Origin of the sequence: Shewanella aestuarii, assembly GCF_014647215.1 — a bacterium.
GTDB lineage: Bacteria > Pseudomonadota > Gammaproteobacteria > Enterobacterales > Shewanellaceae > Shewanella > Shewanella aestuarii.
This window is the reverse complement of record NZ_BMOT01000001.1, coordinates 426,580-448,566: the sequence shown is the minus strand read 5'-3', so window position 1 is coordinate 448,566 and position 21,987 is coordinate 426,580. Positions and strand designations below refer to the sequence as shown.

The following is a 21,987-nucleotide window of genomic DNA, read 5'->3' as shown; positions in this document are numbered from 1 at the left end:
ACAAATGCATTCTCGTAAACCGTTTTATATATTCGTTATTTTACTGTTTGTTACCGGAATAGGTGCCAGTATTTATCGTGGTATGCAGCACAATGTGCCTTTTTTACCTGGCGAGCAAGTTCAAAGCTGGGCAATTGACGCGAAAATTAGCTTCAATGGCCGCAATAAACCTGCAGAAGTACAATTTTCTTTACCAAATGATCCAGCGTTCGATATTTTAGTCGAAAACACAACCTCTCCAGGTTATGGTTTAACGATTACTAACGAGTCAAATCGCAAAGCAATTTGGTCAATTCGCGAAGCATCTGGGCCGCAGTCGTTATTTTATCGCGTTACGCTTGTTCCTACCGGAAAATTAGCGCTCCACGCGGAACAAGAACCTGCCGATACTGAACTTTATTTGTGGCCTGCCACCGAAAAAACGGCTGCTGAACAAATTGTTGAAGACGTATGGGGCCGCAGTGCGACCAATTTGTCTTTTGCTAAACAGTTAATGACCTTGATCAACGATGATAATCAAAGCCAAAACATGTCTTTGTTATTATCGACGAATAATTCAACCAAACTGTTTTTACAAATGCTTCACACTAAAGGCGTACCAGCCCGATATGTCAGCGGTTTACTGCTTGAAGATCAGCGCCGTCGTCAACAATTGACCACCTATGTTCAAGTATACCAAGATGGCGAATGGCATTTATTTGATGTTCAAAACAATAAACAAGGGCGTGATAACAACCTTGTGCTTTGGGAACATGCTGGTGGTTCTGTGTTAGAAGTGATGGGTGGAAGTAATTCGCTCGTTAACTTCTCGATGTTGCAAGATACTCGCTCGGCATTAGCGACATCAATTGACATGATGATGACCGACGATGCTATGGACTTTTCATTGTATCAATTGCCCCTTGAAGAACAAAGTCTGTTCAAGGGTATATTGTTGATCCCCATCGGTGTTTTAGTTGTAGTATTTTTACGCGTTATTGTCGGCATTAAAACGTCCGGCACTTTTATGCCAGTGTTAATTGCAATGGCGTTCATTCAAACCACCCTGCTGACAGGATTAATAGGCTTTCTGTTAATTGTATCTTTTGGTTTGATGATCCGCTCCTATTTGTCAACGCTTAACTTGTTGTTAATATCCCGAATATCTGCGGTCATCATCGTGGTTATCTTTATTATCGGCTTGTTCACACTTATCTCATTCAAGCTGGGGTTAAGTGAAGGGCTGACCATTACTTTCTTCCCAATGATTATTCTTGCCTGGACCATTGAACGTATGTCAATTCTATGGGAAGAAGAAGGCCCTAAGAAAGTCTTTGTATCAGGTGGCGGTAGCTTATTTGTGGCAACCATTGCTTATTTAGCCATGAGTAACACCTTAGTACAGCATTGGGTATTTAACTTCTTAGGTATTCACCTAGTTATTCTGGCCTTAGTGCTAGTAATGGGTCAGTACACAGGTTATCGCTTAACTGAACTAAAACGCTTTAAACCCTTAGTGGGAGAAAAGTAATGAAGTATGCCTGGCCTTGGGAACTTAGCCGCGCTGGCGTGCTCAACATGAACAAGCGAAACATCAGTTATATTGGACGATACAATCCACGTAAACATTATAAACGTGTGGATGACAAACTGATCACTAAACAATTGGCTTTAGCCAACGGTATTGCTGTACCTGATCTTATTGGCGTGGTGAAAGAACAACACGATATTGAACAAATACCAGGTATGGTATTAGGCAGATCTGGTTTTGTGATTAAGCCTGCAAAAGGCTCAGGCGGTAAAGGCATATTAGTCATTACCCGAGTTGAAAATGGCCGCTATTTTAAAGCCAATGGTAACGAAGTTACTCCTAATGAAATCTATCGTCATGTTTCAAACACTCTCAGTGGTTTATTTTCACTTGGAGGTAAACCTGATGTCGCGTTAGTGGAAGGATTAATCGAGTTTGATCCTATTTTCAACGGTGTGAGCTACGAAGGTGTGCCAGATATTCGACTTATTGTATTTAAAGGCTTTCCAGTCATGGGCATGCTGCGTTGTTCAACCGCAGCCTCCGATGGTAAAGCTAATTTACATCAAGGAGCTGTTGGTATCGGATTAGATATAGCTACGGGTAGAAGCTTACATGCTGTGCAATTTGATGTCCCTGTAGATAAGCACCCAGATACCCATTTTCCGTTATCGAATATTCAAGTACCACACTGGGAAACCTTACTTCATACCGCGTCAAGTGCCTATGAAATGTGTGAGCTGGGTTATTTAGGTACCGACATGGTACTTGATAAAAATCGTGGCCCATTACTATTAGAATTAAACGCTCGTCCAGGTTTAACTATTCAAATAGCCAATGGCAAAGGCATTCTACCGCGACTTAAACATGTAGAGTCATTAAAGGGCCCTGCTATGTCTGTAGAGCAACGAGTAGAATATGCGAAAAAGCATTTTTGCGATAAGCCTTTATTTTAATTGTTTTGCCACAGCACTTGCTGTGGCGAATCCTTTAAATCTGTTTGTCGATCAATGTCTGCAGTTTAATGCCATACAAGAAATTGCCATTCCACAAGAATGGCAATTATCCGCAACATCCCATCCCTCTTTATCAATGAATTCTGGCAATTCATTAGTTGAATTTGAAGCAACTCTGCTAACGCTAAATAATTTAAATGATCGTAATAACTACTACAGAAATTTCACCAAACATCCTGAGCAACAGCAGCAATTGCTTAATTGTCAGGTTCATTTAGCGGATGAACTGTCTGCTTTGTTAAACAATATAGATGCCAATCAATTAGAAAAAGATTTAATCCATCGTAAACAAAACAATGCTAAAGACGCATCTACGCTTTATATAAAAACAATACAGCACATACAAAAGCAGCAATTAAGCTATGATGTCAAATCACAGTTACACAGCTTGCAAGCCATGATTAGGCATTATTTCATGCAAGATTTTTCATTTCATGCAACTAAATCATGTGCACTAGCAGAAATCGTTGATAATGCACAGGAATCACCTAAAGCAAAATCGACCACTGAAGCTAATGTTGCTCATTATCTGCTATCACAGACAGATGACAGCTGTAGACAACAAGCTTGGTTTGCTTACCAGACACGTGTTAAACCCCAAAATAAATTAAACTTATTGGCACTACATAAACTGAAAAACCAGCTTGCTGTCCAATCTGGCTTTAGCAATGTGGCTGATCATCAATTATCTGTCCATAGTTTAACTGCTGCACAATTAAACCGATTTCTCGACAGCCAGACGATCAATATTGAATTGGCCCCTTGGGATTTGCCCAGAGAATTACAAGCATTACCTAAAGTTTCTGTTGCCCCGCATCAATCGTTATTGTTCCTAGAACAAATGTTTACTCTGCTAAGTGAGTTTGATTTGCGATTTGAATTAATTTCAACAACTGACAATCCATTTCGTTTATACCGCGTTTGGCTAAGTCAGCGACTATTAGGTGAAATCTATGTGGAGTTAGATGAGCATACTAGCAAGATTAACCATCACAGAATAAAACAGGCCGTGATTGGCCATCAATTTGGCCAATATGGACTGAAACTCCCGTTGAATTTGACTACGGTTAAACAGCACAACGATGTTGTTTTTATTGTTAGCGACATCATTAATCAACTAGCAAAAGGAAGTCCTTTTTATTATTTGAATCATCAAGATATTTCTTTAGCAAATCAAAGTTTAGGTAGCTATTGGTTATCTGCATGGTTCGTAAACAAACTGGGATTAGAATATACAACATCTGCTAGAGTGCAATTACTGCAATCTTTTGCACAGCAACAGCGTATCTTCAAAGCAAAAGTTGCCCTTTTGTTTTATCAGCAAGCAGATCTTTCAAATTACTTCCTTTACGAGTCGAGTTTACATAAAAGTGTGTCAAATGCATTCAATGACAGTTTCGGAGTACCTTGGCCAACAGGTGCTGACGCAATATTTAGTTACCAGGCTATTGCTAATCAAGGCATTAGTTATTATCTTCTGCAATGGCAAGAAACACTGGCGCAGTTAATCCTTAACGAAACGCTTTCCAGCAGTCAAGCCAAGGACATTTTTGATGTGCTCATCGTTAATGAACACAATCAAGCAATATATGATCAATTGTCTGCCATATTTAAACAGCCAATGGATTTTGAAAACCTATTACGGAGAATTAATTATGCTGGCACTAAGCAAGAGTAAAACACTCTCGTTAGTTGCATTATCCGCTGCGTTACTGAGTAGCAGTTTATTTGCCAAAGAACCCTATGTTAATCCAGTACACAATTTAACTGGCGAACAAGTTTACCAACAACTTAAAACCAATTTAGAAACAAACTTGTATACATTGCCACCCCGTGTTCAAGGCCATTATGCTATTCGTCAATTCCGCATGACTGGTGACCCCAAATACGCCAATGGTGCACTAATCGATCTGTTAACTATTGCAGAGCGTCAAGCCTATTACGCATGTAATCTTGATAAGCCTAATTTTATCGAAACTGAATCAGCCCTTGCGGCAAGTAAACTGGGTAAAGGCCCACGCGGGAAAGCCCGTAAAAAAGCCATTGTCCCCTATCCAAAATTTATGCTGTTAAGTGATACCCTACTTCGTTATTCAAGCCGAATTGATGAGTTTGGTTTTACTGGCCCTTGTCATGACTTAATGGTCAAAACATTAAAAGAGCATGATTTTACAGCAGCATTTACCGATAAAAAAATGATTAAGTCTTGGGCTGCACAGTTGATCAACTATGTCTTCTGGGCTAAGCAAATTGGTGTTGGCGACTACTATCCGGCTTATAAAGCCGCATTCATGAAAACTTACCCAGACAGTAAAGATGCTAAGTTGTCTAAAGGTCAGTACAAGAACAAAATCTATGGTATGACTCACTTTATTTTTGCAGCAAGCGAATATTATCAATACCAAGTAGATCCAAAAGAATATCAATGGATCTTAGATTACTTTGAAAAGAATATTGATCGCATAATTGCAGATACCACTGAAGATATTACTACTGAGGTGGGGATTAGTTTCTTGATCACTGGACATAAAAATCACCCGGTCACCCAAAAGGTAAAAGATTATGTGATTTCATCTTACAACCCGCAAATGCAGATGATCCCATCACCAACGGGTAAAGCAGACTTAGCTACAGGTGAACACAGAAACGTACTCGCTATGATGTTACTTGATTGGCCTGATACTTTGCATCCAGGCCCTTATTTAGCCAACATCAAGAGCACTAAGAAAAACTTACCTCGTCTTGTTAATGTAAAACTCGAAGATAACAAAGCAGTGGTAAAACCAACATTGCACTAACCATTCAATAAATTTGAATTGTTCATAACAAAAAACCCAATGCATGCATTGGGTTTTTTATTAGTCGCAATTAAATAATATGATTATTCTGCAGCGTCTTCAGTACGGAACTTATCAGCGGTTGCTTTGATAATTGGCTGAAGTTCACCCTTTTGGAACATCTCAGTGATGATGTCACAACCACCAATCAACTCGCCTTCAATCCATAATTGTGGGAATGTTGGCCAATTTGCATATTTCGGTAATTCAGCACGGATATCAGGGTGCTGTAAAATATCCACGAAAGCAAACTGTTCACCACAGTTAATCATCACCTGTGCAACTTGTGAAGAAAAACCACAACTAGGTAATTTTGGAGAGCCTTTCATATAAACAATGATTGGGTTTTCACTGATCTGCTGCTTAATTTTTTCTACAGTTTCCATTTTAATTCCTAATGGTAGACAAAGTATGAATAGCTAGAATGCGTATATTGTACGACACCTTGAGCAATAACAAAATGCTACAGTTTGTAAGGGTATAGATTAATTCAACTAATGAATCGTCTTAATCGATATTATTCAAGAAACAATGATTCACATCACAAAAATAATCAGTACAATAGCTACAGAGCAATGTACCAATTAGGTATAAAAACGATAAACCTAAATCCATGGAGAGAGACTAATGGCTTTCGAATTACCAGCATTACCTTATGCAAAGAACGCACTAGAACCACATATTTCTCAAGAAACAATTGAGTACCACTATGGTAAGCATCACAACACTTATGTTGTAAAATTAAATGGTTTAGTTGAAGGAACAGAGTTTGCTGGCAAAAGCTTAGAAGAAGTTGTTAAAACTTCTACTGGTGGTATGTTCAACAACGCAGCACAGGTTTGGAACCACACGTTCTACTGGAACTGTTTAGCACCTAACGCTGGCGGCGCTGCTACAGGTTCTATCGCTGCTGCGATTGACGCTTCATTTGGTTCTTTTGAAGAATTTAAAGCAAAATTCACTGATTCTGCTGTAAATAACTTCGGAAGTGCATGGACTTGGTTAGTTAAGAAAGCTGATGGTTCATTGGCTATCGTTAACACCAGCAATGCAGCTACTCCATTAACTGATGAATCAGTCACTCCATTACTGACAGTTGATGTTTGGGAACATGCATATTACGTTGATTATCGTAATGCACGTCCAGAATATTTAAACCATTTCTGGCAATTAGTTAACTGGGAATTCGTGAACAGCAATTTCGCTTAATCACAATCACCATTAACTTATTAAAGGAGCCTAAAGGCTCCTTTTTTGTATTTCAAATCTAGTGCCTTATAAATGCAACTATTGCAATTGCTACGTTTATCATTGTTTTATAAACAATTATTTATAATTATCTTGCACAGTGTCACATTTTTTATCCTAAACTGAATATGTAGAGGCCTAGGTAATGACTTATTAAGCGGTCCTAATTAGCTAACGCCTCACTAAAGTTGCCATTCTGGCATAGACGTTTTAGGGGGCTATTATGGGCATATTCGAACATTACCAACAACGATATGAGAAAAAACTCGATGAGGAATATACCTTAGAGCAATTTCTCGAAATTTGTAAGCAAGACAAGAGTGCTTACGTATCTGCTGCTGAACGTTTATTGATGGCAATTGGCGAACCAGCAGTTGTCGATACATCAAAAAATTCGGTGTTAAGTCGGATTTTTTCAAACAGGCTTATTTCAAGATATCCTGCTTTTAATGAATTTTATGGTATGGAAGAAGCCATAGAACAAATTGTGTCTTATCTTAAGCATTCAGCACAAGGGTTGGAGGAGTCAAAGCAGATCCTATATCTTTTAGGCCCTGTTGGTGGTGGTAAGTCATCTCTTGCAGAAAAGCTTAAATCGCTTATTCAGCATGTGCCAATTTACATATTAAGTGCCAATGGCAAGCGCAGTCCGGTTAATGACCATCCATTTTGCCTATTTGATTTAGATGAAGATGGTGCCTTACTACAGCAAGAATATAATATTCCACATCGCTATTTAAAAACCATCATGTCACCTTGGACGGTAAAACGTTTACATGAATTTGGTGGCGACATCTCTAAGTTCAGAGTAGTTAAAGTTTACCCTTCTATTTTAGATCAAATTGGTATTGCTAAAACGGAACCTGGTGATGAAAACAATCAAGATATTTCAGCATTAGTCGGAAAAGTCGATATTCGACAACTAGAACATTTCTCGCAAGATGATGCCGATGCTTACGCTTATTCCGGCGCATTATGCCGCGCGAATCAAGGCTTAATGGAATTCGTTGAAATGTTCAAAGCGCCGATTAAAGTGCTGCATCCTTTATTGACTGCAACTCAGGAAGGTAATTATAACGGTACAGAAGGTTTGTCCGCTCTACCCTATACTGGGATAATTTTGGCTCACAGTAACGAATCAGAGTGGTCTACATTCAGGAATAATAAAAATAATGAAGCATTTTTAGACCGTGTATATATTGTTAAAGTCCCATATTGTCTTCGCGTTTCAGAAGAAATTGAAATCTATCAAAAACTGCTTACCAATTCTGAACTATCTGAGTCCCCATGTGCGCCAGGGACATTAGAAACCCTTGCGCAATTTAGTGTGCTGTCGCGCATTAAACCGCCTGAAAATTCGTCGATATATTCTAAAATGCGGGTCTATAACGGTGAAAGTTTGAAAGATACGGATCCAAAAGCAAAATCGTATCAAGAATACCGAGACTACGCAGGTGTAGATGAAGGCATGAACGGCCTTTCGACTCGCTTTGCTTTCAAGATTTTATCCAAAGTCTTCAACTTTGATAGCATCGAAATTGCGGCTAACCCTGTACATCTATTTTATGTGCTTGAAAAACAAATTGAGCAAGAACAATTTCCAAATGAAGTCAGCGAGCGATATTTAGAGTTTTTAAAAGGATATTTGATCCCCAAATATGTTGAATTCATCGGCAAGGAAATTCAAACCGCGTATTTAGAATCATATTCTGAATATGGACAAAACATCTTCGACAGATATGTGACTTATGCTGATTTTTGGATCCAGGACCAAGAATATAGAGATCCAGAAACAGGTCAATTATTCGATAGAGGCGCATTAAACGCTGAACTTGAAAAAATTGAGAAACCGGCAGGGATAAGTAATCCAAAAGATTTTCGTAATGAAATTGTCAACTTTGTCCTTAGAGCTCGAGCAAATAATGAGGGTAATAATCCACTTTGGACTAGCTATGAAAAACTTCGAACAGTTATTGAAAAGAAGATGTTTTCTAATACAGAGGATTTATTACCCGTTATTTCATTTAACGCCAAAACATCCAATGATGACCAACGCAAACATGATGATTTTGTTAATCGTATGATGGAAAAAGGCTATACCAAAAAACAAGTCAGATTACTGTCGGAATGGTATTTACGTGTGCGTAAATCATCATAACCCAACACAGGCTTTACTCTGTAGTCAAGTGAAGTAAAGCCTGCTTTTAGGCTTGGGAGGTGCGTATGGCAAATTTCATAGATAGACGATTAAATGCAAAGGGAAAAAGCACTGTTAATCGCCAACGTTTTATTGAAAGATATAAAAAACAAATAAAAAAAGCCGTTAGTGATGCGGTAACAAGACGCAGTGTTACGGATATTGATAAAGGCGAAAAAATCAGTATTCCGACTCGGGATATTAGCGAACCCCTTTTCAGGCAAGGTAAAGGGGGCACTCGCGAAATGGTACATCCTGGTAATGATAAATTTAACCGGGGTGACAAAATTGAACGACCTCAAGGAGGCCAAGGTGACGGAGGTTCTGGAAAAGGCGATGCCTCCGATTCTGGAGAAGGCAATGAGGATTTTGTTTTTCAAATATCCAAAGATGAATACTTAGAATTACTTTTTGAGGATTTAGAATTACCCAATTTACAAAAAAATCGTTTAAATAAACTGGTTGAATATCAAACTTATCGCGCAGGGTTCACCAACGATGGGGTGCCGGCTAACATTAATATTGTTCGTTCATTGCGTTCTTCCTTAGCAAGAAGAATTGCCATGAGTGGCAGTAAAAAGAAATTGCTAAAACAAATTGAGCAAGAACTGTATGAGTTAGAGAACACACCCGGGTCAAAAGCAGAGCTTATTCTTGATTTAAAAGCACAAATTGAAACCTTAAAAAAGCAAATCGCCAAAGTGCCTTTTATAGATACTTTTGATTTACGTTATAACAATTTTTCGAAGAAAGAAAAGCCATCAAGCCAAGCGGTGATGTTTTGTTTAATGGATGTTTCCGGCTCTATGGATCAAGCAACCAAAGATATGGCGAAACGCTTTTATATTCTGCTATATCTATTTTTAACTCGCACTTACAAAAATTTAGAAGTTGTGTACATACGACATCACACACAAGCCAAAGAAGTTGATGAACATGAGTTCTTCTACTCGCAAGAAACTGGCGGCACCATAGTTTCGAGTGCATTAAAGCTAATGCATGAAATCCAACAGGCTCGCTACCCTGCAAATGAATGGAATATCTACGCGGCACAGGCATCAGATGGGGATAATTGGTCAGATGATTCACCGGTATGTAAAACACTATTGAGTAAACACATTTTGCCTTTAGTCAGATACTTCAGCTATATCGAAATCACCCACAGGGCGCATCAGTCATTGTGGCAAGAATATGAAAAGTTACAACAAAGCTTCGACAACATGGCGGTACAACATATCAAGCAAGTTGACGATATTTACCCAGTATTTAGAGAACTCTTTAAGAAACAAGCTGTTTAGGAGGCACTATGGATAAATCTACCCGTTCGCCTTTAAGTGATGGCCCTGAATGGACTTTCGACTTGTTGCAAGCCTATCTCGATGAAATAGAAAAGGCCGCCAAATTTTTTAAAATCGATGCATACCCCAATCAAATTGAAATCATTACTGCAGAACAGATGATGGATGCATATGCCGGAATAGGCATGCCTATTGGTTATACCCATTGGTCGTTTGGTAAACGATTTATTGAGACAGAGCAAGGATACAAGCGCGGCCAGATGGGTCTGGCATATGAAATTGTGATCAATTCAGATCCCTGTATTGCCTACCTAATGGAAGAAAACACAATTACCATGCAAGCGTTAGTGATGGCACATGCATGCTTTGGTCATAATAGCTTCTTTAAGAACAATTACCTGTTCAAAACCTGGACCGATGCTAGCTCGATCATTGATTATTTGGTATTTGCAAAAAATTATATCCATCAATGCGAACTCAAATACGGTGTTGAACAAGTTGAACTCACCATCGACTCGTGCCATGCACTGATGAATTATGGTGTAGATAGATACAAGCGCCCTTCTGAAATTTCTTTTAGCGAAGAACAAGCAAGACAAAAAGATCGTGAAGCATACCTACAAAGTCAGGTTAATGACTTATGGCGTACCGTCCCCACCAGCAATCAAGAGCATGTTGAAACCAAACGTAAACAATTTCCATCTGAACCGCAGGAAAACATTCTGTATTTTCTGGAAAAAAACGCCCCGCTACTTGAGCCTTGGCAGCGTGAAATAGTGCGGATCGTCAGGAAGATGGCACAATATTTTTATCCGCAAAAACAAACACAAGTGATGAACGAAGGTTGGGCCACATTCTGGCACTACACCATACTTAACCATTTATATGATACAGGCAAAGTCACCGATAGATTTATGCTTGAATTCTTGCAAAGTCACACCGCTGTTGTGGCTCAGCCTGCCTACAATAGCCCATATTACAACGGCATAAATCCATACGCTTTAGGTTTTAATATGTTTATTGACATTAAACGGATTTGTGAAAATCCAACCGAAGAAGATAAACATTGGTTCCCTGAAATTGCAGGAAGTGATTGGTTAAAAACGCTGCACTTTGCAATGCAAAATTTTAAAGACGAAAGTTTCATTAGTCAGTATTTATCTCCAAAAGTTATCAGAGACTTCAAGCTATTTGGCATATTAGATGACGACAATCGTTCCTTCCTTAATGTCTCAGCCATCCATGATGAAAATGGCTATCAAGAAATTCGTAACATGTTGTCGCAACAATACAATTTATCCAATATCGAACCCAATATTCAGGTGCAAAATGTCGACATAAATGGCGATAGATCATTAACATTACGATATACACCGCACAATAATATTCCATTGATGAATAATTCCAGCGAGGTTTTAAAACATTTACATCGTTTATGGGGTTTTAAAGTCAGCTTAGAGCAAATAGATGACAATGAAAAAATCACCGTCATAGCAACCTGTCCTGAAATAATATCGTCAACAGATCCCGCCGCAACCTCATCCGCGCATGTAACCATTTAATAATCGCAATTAACCTAGTATGTAACGCTAAACGCTAGGTCAATTTAATCCAACATGTTAGTCATTCTGACTAACATGTTAATTTTTTCACTACAAATATCTTAATTATATTCTTAAACATCAAACAACAAACACTAAGTAACTGTAAATAAACAATATAGATATTGGCACGCTTCCTGCTTTATACATCACAATAAATCAACATTTGTTACAAAAGTCAGCGTGACGAAGTCAAGAAACGGCGTAGGCTAATACAAGCTAAATTGGTTTCAATCGCAACGTAACACAGCTTAACTTATTTAAGGCAGGTTCCCATGGACAGGATTCAATCAGTAAAAAAATTTATGATCCCTTTTTGTTGTTTTGTATTGCTAGCAGGTTGCAACGGAGAAGCAGAGCAAGTAAAAGAAGAAGACAAATTTGCCGTTCCCGTTGAAACCACATTAGTAGCACAGGGAAATGTGTCATCTTTCTATAGCACAACCGCAACCCTCGAAGCACCTCAAGAAGCCCACGTGATGACACGGATTTCTGGACTCATTGACAATATTAATGTTGAAGAAGGTGATCGAGTCACTACCGGACAGGTATTAGCCGTAATTGATGCGAAACGTCAGCAATACGACTTCAATCGATCACAAGCTGAAGTGCAAATTATCGAACAAGAATTAAATCGTTTACGCAAGATGACTAACAAAGAGTTTATTAGCCAAGACACTATGGCCAAACTCGAATTTAACCTGCAAGCCGCCATCGCTAAGCGCGATCTGGCTGAACTTCAAGTAAAAGAAAGTCGTATCGTGTCGCCCATAGACGGTGTTATAGCAAAAAGACATGTTAAACAAGGCAATATGGTGCGTGAATTTGACGAACTATTCTATGTCGTTAATCAAGACGAACTCCACGGTATCGTGCATTTACCAGAGCAGCAACTCCCGAGCTTACGCTTAGGCCAACATGCAAGTGTGCGTCAGAATCAGCACGATAATAATTTGGTCGATGCAACTGTCCTAAGAATTAGCCCAATTGTTGATGCCCAAAGTGGCACCTTTAAAGTGACCTTAGCCGTACCCAATAAAAAGGCTCAATTAAAAGCCGGTATGTTTACTCGGGTAGAAATTAAATACGATACCCATGATGATGTAATTACAGTGCCATATAACGCGTTAATCAATCAAGATGATACCCAAGCGTTATATGTTATCAAAGACACGATCGCCGAACGTAGAGTCGTCAACTTAGGATATCGTCAAGATAATACTGTAGAAATTATATCAGGCGTAGCTTTAGGCGAACAAATCGTCATCCGTGGCCAACAAAATCTGAAAGATCAGTCTCTTGTAGAAGTGATTAATCCCTTAAATGTTGCGGCTATTAGATAACGGAGCGATTTTATGTCAATCATTAAAACTTCTGTTAATCGTCCTGTGACGGTTTGGATGTTCATGCTTGCAGTTATGCTATTTGGCATGGTCGGATTTAGCCGACTCGCAGTCATGTTACTACCCGATTTGAGCTACCCTAGTGTGACTATTCGTACCGCTTATGATGGCGCAGCACCCGTTGAAATTGAGCAACTGGTTTCCAAACCCATCGAAGAAGCTGTTGGTGTTGTAAAGGGCTTAAGAAAAATTAGCTCTATCTCTCGCTCAGGTATGTCTGATGTGGTACTTGAGTTTGAATGGGGCAGCAATATGGATATGGCAAGCCTCGAAGTACGTGAAAAGCTGGACACGATTGAACTACCACTAGATATCAATAAACCGCTGTTATTAAGGTTCAACCCAAACCTTGATCCAATTATGCGTTTAGCGTTTTCAGTGCCTGATGCAACTGAGACTAACCTTAAGCAAATGCGTACATTTGCTGAAGAAGAATTAAAACGTCGCTTAGAAGCCCTTTCAGGTGTTGCTGCGGTCAGATTATCAGGCGGTCTTGAACAAGAAGTTCATATTTTACTGAATCAGCAAAAACTCGCCCAATTAAACTTAAACGCTGATGATATTAAACAAAGGATCAATCAAGAGAACATTAACCTTTCTGCAGGTAAAGTGATTCAAAGCGATAAAGAGTATTTAGTCAGAACCTTGAATCAATTTAATTCACTGGAAGAGTTAGGAAATGTTATCATTTTTCGTGATGGACAGACTTTAGTTCGCTTAAGCGAAGTAGCACAAATCAGTGACGCATATAAAGAACGTAGCGATATAACTCGAATTGGTGCCGTTGAGTCTATCGAACTCGCTATTTATAAAGAAGGTGATGCTAATACGGTTACTGTAGCAAAAAAATTGCAAGCAGAATTAGACAAAATTAATCAGGCTGATGAAAATAAACAGCTTAACATTATTTATGACCAATCTGAGTTTATTGAAAGTGCCGTGAATGAGGTCACATCATCAGCCCTAATTGGTAGCATATTAGCCATGTTAGTGATTTACTTATTTTTACGTAATATCTTAGCAACGTTAATTATTTCTATCTCAATCCCCTTCTCAGTTATTGCCACATTTAACATGATGTACTTTGCTGATATTAGTCTCAATATTATGTCTTTAGGAGGTATAGCATTAGCAATTGGGTTGTTGGTTGATAACGCGATTGTGGTACTCGAAAATATCGACAGATACCAGTCTCAGGGCTTAAGTAAAATGCAGGCAGCAATTGCTGGTTGCCAAGAGGTCTCTGGTGCAATTGTGGCATCTACCCTCACAACATTGGCGGTTTTTGTTCCTTTAGTGTTTGTTGACGGCATTGCCGGCGCCTTGTTTTCCGACCAAGCACTCACCGTGACCTTTGCCTTACTTGCATCACTATTTATCGCATTAACAGCCATCCCGATGTTAGCGTCGCGTCAGGGATTTAAAAGTCTGCCGCCATCGACAGAAGTTCAACCTCAAGTTAAGCCAACAACTCGATTTGAAAAAGTGCGCTATTACACTCTTGCAGTGATTAGTTGGCCGTTTAAATTACTTTTCCGATATATTCCTGCGGGTTTACTCACCTTCGGAATTGTGATGGTTCGATTTGTCAGTTGGTTATTCGGCCTTATTATGCGCCCTCTGGCAACAGTATTTAACTATGGTTATAACGCATTAGCCAAAGTGTACGACCATTTGCTCGATAATGTGCTCAAACATCAAGTTCTGACATTACTAGTCGCACTGGGTATTACCCTAGGTGCAGGTAGTTTGCTGCCAAAATTAGGGATGGAATTGATCCCACCGATGAACCAGGGCGAGTTTTATGTTGAACTGTTATTACCTCCAGGCACAGAAGTCAGCGAAACCGATAAAGTGCTACAACAACTGGCACTGACGATTACTGACAATCCTGATGTAAAGCACACCTTTAGCCAAGCCGGTAGTGGCGGTCTGATGACCTCTGACACAGCGAGAGGCGGAGAAAACTGGGGTAGACTTCAGGTTGTACTGACACATCCTACCGCGTTTGAATCTGTCGCATCTATATTGCGACAAGCAGCCAAAAGGATCCCGGAACTAGATGCAAAAATTGAGCAACCAGAGTTATTTAGCTTTAAAACGCCATTAGAAATTGAATTATCAGGCTACGATTTAGCGCAATTAAAAAGCAGCGCTGATAAGCTGGTGGATGCCCTTGCTCAATCGTCACGATTTACAGATTTGAATACTAGCTTACGTGATGGACAGCCTGAGATCAGTATTCAATTTGATCATCAAAGACTTGCCGCGCTAGGTATGGATGCACCAACAGTTGCCGCACGAATAGCCCAGCGCGTCGGTGGTACTGTTGCGAGTCAATATACTGTTCGTGACCGTAAAGTGGATATTTTGGTTCGCAGTGAATTATCAGAGCGCGATCAAATATCTGACATTGATGCACTCATCATCAATCCAAATAGTTCACAACCAATCCCTTTAAGTGCTGTCGCGGACATTCAATTACAAGTAGGCCCTTCTGCGATTAACCGCATAAGTCAGCAACGCGTGGCAATTGTATCTGCAAACCTTGGCTTTGGTGACTTAAGTGATGCGGTAGCAGAAGCTAAACTAATATTGGCTCAACAGCAGTTCTCTGCATCAATTCAAACTAACTTTGGTGGTCAAAATGAAGAGATGGAACATTCATTCAACTCATTGAAAATTGCCTTAGTGTTAGCCATATTCTTAGTTTATTTAGTTATGGCTAGTCAGTTTGAATCACTTCTGCACCCATTATTTATTTTAATCGCAATTCCTATGGCTGTGGCTGGTAGTATTCTGGGTTTATTTATTACCAACACTCACTTAAGTGTTGTGGTATTTATTGGCTTAATTATGTTGGCGGGTATTGTGGTTAACAATGCCATTGTGTTGGTTGATAGGATCAATCAATTACGTCTAGATGGTATGGATAAATTAAATGCCATCGAACAGGCCGCCAAATCACGTTTACGCCCTATTCTTATGACTACACTGACCACGGCATTAGGTTTATTACCAATGGCGATAGGAATGGGTGACGGTAGCGAAGTTAGAGCGCCAATGGCGATTACCGTTATTTTTGGTTTACTTCTGTCTACCTTACTTACCTTACTGGTTATTCCATGCTTATACGGTTTATTCGATCGTAAAACTTACACTGTCCCTGCAGAATTATCGACTGCTGCGGAGGCAAGCATATGAACATCACTAATCTTGCGTTAAAGCGCCCCGTAACCACCAGCATGTTTTTTGTTGCAATCATGTTGTTTGGTATGGCGGCTAGCAGAATGTTACCGCTAGAGATGTTTCCAGGTATTGATATTCCACAAATCATGGTGCAAGTGCCTTATAAAGGCTCTAGCCCTGCTGAAGTTGAACGGGACATCACTAAGGTGCTTGAAGAAGCGCTTGCCACTATTGGAGGCATTGAAGAATTACATTCAGATTCCACCCAAGATGGCGCCTTTATCCAGCTAAACCTTAAGTGGGGAGAAAAGGTTGCCACTAAAAGCCTAGAAGCACGTGAGAAAATTGATTCAGTCAGGCATTTATTACCCAAAGATTTAGAGCGCGTAATTATTCAGCAGTTTTCAACCGCTGACATGCCTGTACTGACAATTCGTATCTCTAGCGAAAAAGAGCTTTCTAATGCCTTTGATTTGCTGGATAAACAGCTACGTAAGCCTCTAGAGCGCGTTGATGGCGTATCAAAGGTCACTCTGTATGGCGTAGAGCAAAAACAGATTGATATTCGAATTGATGCCGACAAGTTAATTGCCAGTGGCATCAATAATCAAATCTTACAAAGTCGTTTACTAGCGCAAAACTTTGTTATTAATGCGGGTACCTTAAAAAGTGATGGTCATGTTTTCCAAGTCTCGCCCAAAGGAGAATTTACCAACCTTGATGACATCAATAATTTAGTTCTTATTCCAGGGATCACCCTAGGTGATATTGCTAAAGTTCATTTTGCTTTACCAGAAAAAATTGAAGGCCGTCATCTAGACCAAAAATATGCTGTAGGTGTGGATGTATTTAAAGAATCAGGTGCGAACTTAGTTGAAGTCTCTGACCGAGTGATGAAAGTTATCGAGCTGACAAAACAAGATAAACAATTTAACGGCGTTAAACTGTTTATTATGGAAGATCAGGCCTTTGGGGTTAAATCCTCACTACAAGATTTATTGTTATCAGGTTTGCTAGGGGCCCTACTATCATTTGGTGTCTTGTATCTGTTTTTACGCAATTTGAAGATGACCCTAGTGGTGGTTTCATCTGTGCCTATCTCACTTTGTATGACATTAGCGGGGATGTATTTTCTTGGCTACAGCCTAAACATTCTGTCGATGATGGGATTATTACTCGCTGTCGGTATGCTAATTGATAATGCCGTCGTAGTAACAGAAAGTGTGTTACAGGAAAAACAAGCGGGTCATATCGATGACACTAAGCAGCTTAAAGCCAATGAAAAGGCAGTATTAGCCGGAGTAGATAAAGTATCCCTGGCCGTATTAGCAGGTACTTTGACCACAGCTATTGTATTTTTACCTAATATTTTTGGAGTGAAGGTACAACTTACTATCTTCCTTGAGCATGTGGCTATCGCCATTTGTATCTCGTTAGCCGCATCATTGTTGGTGGCTAAAACACTAATTCCATTAATGTTAAACACATTTCACTTTGATATTGATCTAAATGAAAAAAAAGGAAAATTAGCCTCATTTTACCACCATAGTTTGACCTGGGTATTGGCAAGACCTAAACGTTCAGCCTTCATTTCTGTGTTGATATTGGTTTCAACCGCTTTACCTTTATCTATGGTGCAACAAGATCAAGGTGACGGTGAAGGCAATGATCGCCTTTATATTAATTATCAGTTAGAAGGCAGACATGCCCTGCGAGTGACTGAAGCCTTAGTATCTGAAATGGAAGCTTATTTATATGCCAATAAAGATAAGTTTCACATCGATGCGGTTTACAGCTATTACGCACCTCACGATGTGCAATCCACCATCATTTTGCAAAAAGATCTTGATATCGACATGAAAGAACTCAAGAAGAATATCCGTGAAGGATTTCCTAAGTTCTCGATAGCCACACCGCAATTTGGTTGGGGTAACGATCAAAATGGTGTCAGAGTCACTTTAACCGGCCGTTCCACTTCTGAGCTTATTCGTTTAAGTAATCAAGTTGTGCCCTTATTAAACGATATTGAAGGCTTAGTCGATGTTCGCTCCGAAGTGAATAGTGCACAGCAGGAAGTGGTAGTGATAGTTGATCGTGAAATGGCTGCAAGGCTTGACGTTAAACTTAATGAAGTGGCTTCTAGTATTGCCTTAGCACTAAGAGGCACACCATTAAGATCATTTCGACATGACCCGTCAGGCGAATTAAGAATTGAACTTGCGTACGATAAATCATGGCAATATTCATTAGAGCGCTTAAAACAGCTGCCAATATTACGTAAAGATAATCGTGTGTATACCTTAGATAGCTTAGCGCAAATCAACATAGTGCCGCGCTTTGACAGTATCAAACACTACAATCGCCAAACCGCGTTATCCATAGGTGCTAATTTAGATGATATGACAACCGAAGAGGCGCAAAAGCAAATCTCTCGGGTAATGGATTCTATTAATTTTCCCTATGGTTATGACTATTCATTGCGTGGCGGGTTTGAACGTCAGGATGAAGATCAATCTATCATGGCAGTTAACATGCTACTGGCAATCGTAATGATTTATATCGTTATGGCGGCATTGTTTGAGTCATTATTACTGCCAACTGCAATTATTACTTCAATCCTATTCTCTATCACAGGGGTGTTTTGGGCATTATGGATAACAGCTACCCCCATGTCAGTAATGTCTATGATAGGGATCCTTATTCTAATGGGGATCGTAGTTAATAATGGCATTGTGTTAGTAGACCAAATTAATCAAATGACTCCAGGACTTGATAAGTTGTCAGATACGATAATCAATGTGTGCATCACGCGTTTGCGCCCCGTGTTAATGACGGTTGCGACTACCGTGTTGGGATTAGTGCCCTTAGCGATGGGAGATACTCAAATCGGCGGTGGTGGTCCACCATACTCACCAATGGCGATAGCAATTATTGGCGGACTCACCTTCTCCACCATAACAAGCTTATATTTAGTGCCATTGTGTTACCAAGGACTGTATATTTTGCGTCATAACGCGGCGATTAGATTGGGCCTCGCTGACAAATTTGCCAAAAAACTGCTACCTTGGACTGTGTAGTTATATTGCAAATTAACTTTAGGATAAATCATGTTATTTAATACTTTAGCTAATAGAAATAAACGTTTAAAAAACATATCAACTTGTGCTCTTATTGTTGGAATGACGTTAGCGGGACAAAGTGTTGCTGATGATAGATTTAAAGATGTCGCAATCACATCCACCCAGTTGACGGAATCAACCTATATGTTTGTCGGCGCGGGCGGCAATATTGGCGTCTCAGTTGGCACGGATGGATTATTGATTATTGATGACCAATTTGCGCCGCTGGCAGATAAAATTACCGCTTCTCTTAATATGCTCCAAGCTGGTATGCCCAAATACATAGTCAATACCCATTACCATGGTGATCATACAGGTGGTAATGCTCACTTTGGTGAAAAAGGGACCATAGTGGCTCATCATAATGTGCTAAAACGTTTATCATCTGACAGTAAAACACCATCCAGTGCATTACCGGTTATCACATTCTCTGATCATATTTCGATTCACTTTAATCAAGACACCTTAGATGTGTTTCACTTAGGCCCAGGTCATACCGATGGTGACAGTGTTGTGCGTTGGGAAAAAGCCAATGTCATTCATATGGGCGATCTGTTCTTTAAAGATAGGTTTCCCTATGTTGATTTAGATGGTGGCGGTTCAGTAATGGGTTATCGAGATAATGTTGCAGCCGTGATCGCAAAAATTGATGATAATGTGCAAATTATTCCTGGTCATGGTGACTTAGCCAATAAAAGCGATTTATTGAAATTCAAGCATATGTTGGATGACAGTATAAATTGGATGAAAGCACATAAAGATCAGGGCCACAGTTTGCAGGACATAAAAAAGATGGGGCTACCCGAACAGTATAAAACTTGGAGTTGGGCATTTATTAATGAAGACAAATGGATAGATACTCTCTACAAAGATTTATAACTTTATATAGATGACTCGCAAACATAAAAATGGCCAATCAATAGATTGGCCATTTTGTTGATATTTTTCATGGGATGATTAAATCATCAATACAGCAAGCTTTGTCATGTCACCTTAGTCTTACACTAACTAAAACAAGACATTCATAGTAAACGAGTCAATCCTTAAGCCTCAGATTTGCCAGTTTCGTTAGCAGATCCCACTTGCTTTTCGGTTGTTTCGATGACCAACCATGCAGAGAACAATTTATAGCTTAATGCTAATACCACAGCGCCAACAAATAAGCCCACAATACCTGAAAGTAACATACCGCCAATTGCACCGAGTAAAATCACTAGCATTGGAATATCCACACCACGACCCATTAAAATCGGCTTTAAGAACGTGTCGCTGGTGGCAACCACCAAACTCCAAATCATAAATATTGTCGCAACAGTTGAACTTTCAACCGTGTATACATAGGCGATAATCGGCCCTAATACAATTAACGCCGGTAATTGAACAATGGCTAAAATTAACACCAACAACATCCAAATCCCTGTGCCTGGCACACCAACCAGTCCCATACCAATACCGGCTAAAATGCATTGAATAAAGGCGACACCTATAACGCCTTGCACTACGCTGCGTACAGTGGCTACTGCAAGTGAGGCAAATTCATTGCCGTGCTTTCCTGCTAATTTGACCGCTATTTTATAAAACATTTGGCCAGAACCATCAGCATTCTTCATAAATACGCCAGCAATCACGATCGAAATAATGAATTGTAAAACGGTTAAACCAAAACTCCCTATCGCTGATGCGGCTGATGTCGAAAAGCTCGCGATATATTCTTTATTCTCTTGAATCACATCTTGCAAATCTACAGATAAATGCAACCAAAACTCATGCAGTTTTTTACCTACTAACGGTAATTCAGCCACCGAATCTTTTGGTGGTGGAATGACAAATGTGCCCTCTTTAATTTCTGATACAAAATCAGTTGTACCTGATACTAATGCTTCAGAAAACATCACACTAGGAACAATAAGTAATGACAATGCCAACAGAGTCACTACTAAACTTGATTTACCGATAGAAATTTTAAACTTAGTGGCTAACATCATCACGATAGGATACAGGGCAATAGCAATAATGCCTCCCCATAGAATGGGCATTAAAAATGGTCTGATAATTTGAAAACACCAAATTACCATTACAAATACCATAGCGACCTTAATTGCTGCATCAATTACGGCATGGGTAAAAGCACCTGATGCAAAATCATTTTTTGAATTCATCTCTCAATCCTTTGGTTAATTTTGAGTTTATTAAATAATTTTTCGACAACTCTATCCTTGCCTGAAGTGTATAACGGATACCGTACCATCTTAATGTTAATTTTTAGGGTAGCTTTAAAATCAAGTAGCCTCTTGGTAATACAAATTGAGTAATCAATGCTATAACATCTTTTACTTCGTAGAGATGCATATAAAGTAGCTGGAAATTGAATACTTTTCCATGCAAAAATAATATTTATAATAACCATCAATAACTTGCAGTACTGTACAACATATATTGTTTATCTAAAAATGATAAATTCACCTTTAAACGAACAAAATCTCACATCGTTAACCTTAAATAAACTATGGATTTTTTGAGATGAATATTGCGGCTATTTACAGCAATATCGATAGGCTTATGTGCGATA

14 protein-coding genes are annotated in these 21,987 nt (G+C 39.3%); 12 read left to right on the top strand and 2 right to left on the bottom strand.

What is annotated here, in order from left to right; translation table 11 throughout:
* Window positions 1–4: 4 nt before the first annotated feature.
* The 4 genes from IEY03_RS01970 to IEY03_RS01955 are packed head-to-tail and all read left to right on the top strand — an operon-like array spanning window position 5 to window position 5,324.
* Window positions 5–1,510: a UUP1 family membrane protein gene (locus tag IEY03_RS01970; RefSeq protein ID WP_188839654.1), complete on the top strand. Its 1,506-nt coding sequence runs from the start codon at window positions 5–7 to the stop codon at window positions 1,508–1,510.
* Entirely contained in the window at window positions 1,510–2,466 is a 957-nt protein-coding gene (locus IEY03_RS01965; protein ID WP_188839653.1) for an alpha-L-glutamate ligase-like protein, read from the top strand. Before IEY03_RS01970 ends, IEY03_RS01965 begins: the two co-directional genes overlap by 1 nt.
* Window positions 2,429–4,204: a hypothetical protein gene (locus IEY03_RS01960; protein WP_188839652.1), complete on the top strand. Its 1,776-nt coding sequence runs from the start codon at window positions 2,429–2,431 to the stop codon at window positions 4,202–4,204. Before IEY03_RS01965 ends, IEY03_RS01960 begins: the two co-directional genes overlap by 38 nt.
* Window positions 4,182–5,324, top strand: coding sequence for a DUF3541 domain-containing protein (locus tag IEY03_RS01955; protein ID WP_188839651.1), 1,143 nt, complete (start codon window positions 4,182–4,184; stop codon window positions 5,322–5,324). Before IEY03_RS01960 ends, IEY03_RS01955 begins: the two co-directional genes overlap by 23 nt.
* Window positions 5,325–5,407: 83 nt before the next feature.
* Here IEY03_RS01955 and grxD read toward each other — a convergent pair whose 3' ends face one another.
* Entirely contained in the window at window positions 5,408–5,749 is a 342-nt protein-coding gene (gene grxD / locus IEY03_RS01950; protein ID WP_188839650.1) for a Grx4 family monothiol glutaredoxin, read from the bottom strand.
* A gap of 241 nt (window positions 5,750–5,990) precedes the next feature.
* On the opposite strand from grxD, the gene sodB reads away from it, so the two are divergent.
* The 8 genes from sodB (at window position 5,991) to IEY03_RS01910 (ending at window position 20,297) form a co-directional block, all read left to right on the top strand.
* The gene (gene sodB, locus IEY03_RS01945; protein WP_188839649.1) at window positions 5,991–6,572 is read left to right on the top strand and encodes a superoxide dismutase [Fe]; all 582 of its coding nucleotides are present in this window, start codon (window positions 5,991–5,993) and stop codon (window positions 6,570–6,572) included.
* A 262-nt stretch (window positions 6,573–6,834) separates the two neighbouring features.
* Window positions 6,835–8,769 carry a PrkA family serine protein kinase gene (locus tag IEY03_RS01940; RefSeq protein WP_188839648.1) on the top strand — a complete coding sequence of 645 codons (1,935 nt, stop codon included), beginning with the start codon at window positions 6,835–6,837 and terminating at the stop codon, window positions 8,767–8,769.
* A gap of 65 nt (window positions 8,770–8,834) precedes the next feature.
* Window positions 8,835–10,106, top strand: coding sequence for a YeaH/YhbH family protein (locus tag IEY03_RS01935; protein ID WP_188839647.1), 1,272 nt, complete (start codon window positions 8,835–8,837; stop codon window positions 10,104–10,106).
* Between the two features lie 8 nt (window positions 10,107–10,114).
* Window positions 10,115–11,668 (top strand): SpoVR family protein, encoded by a 1,554-nt coding sequence (locus IEY03_RS01930; protein WP_188839646.1) that lies wholly within the window; start codon window positions 10,115–10,117, stop codon window positions 11,666–11,668.
* 314 nt (window positions 11,669–11,982) lie between these two features.
* Window positions 11,983–13,050 (top strand): efflux RND transporter periplasmic adaptor subunit, encoded by a 1,068-nt coding sequence (locus IEY03_RS01925; RefSeq protein WP_188839645.1) that lies wholly within the window; start codon window positions 11,983–11,985, stop codon window positions 13,048–13,050.
* Between the two features lie 12 nt (window positions 13,051–13,062).
* Window positions 13,063–16,314, top strand: coding sequence for an efflux RND transporter permease subunit (locus IEY03_RS01920; RefSeq protein ID WP_188839644.1), 3,252 nt, complete (start codon window positions 13,063–13,065; stop codon window positions 16,312–16,314).
* Window positions 16,311–19,376, top strand: coding sequence for an efflux RND transporter permease subunit (locus IEY03_RS01915; RefSeq protein ID WP_188839643.1), 3,066 nt, complete (start codon window positions 16,311–16,313; stop codon window positions 19,374–19,376). The genes IEY03_RS01920 and IEY03_RS01915 overlap by 4 nt, the downstream gene beginning before the upstream one ends.
* A 30-nt stretch (window positions 19,377–19,406) precedes the next feature.
* Entirely contained in the window at window positions 19,407–20,297 is an 891-nt protein-coding gene (locus IEY03_RS01910; RefSeq protein WP_346055472.1) for an MBL fold metallo-hydrolase, read from the top strand.
* Window positions 20,298–20,461: 164 nt separating this feature from the next.
* On the opposite strand, the gene IEY03_RS01905 is transcribed toward IEY03_RS01910, so the two are convergent.
* Entirely contained in the window at window positions 20,462–21,577 is a 1,116-nt protein-coding gene (locus IEY03_RS01905; protein WP_188839642.1) for an AI-2E family transporter, read from the bottom strand.
* Window positions 21,578–21,987: the final 410 nt, after the last annotated feature.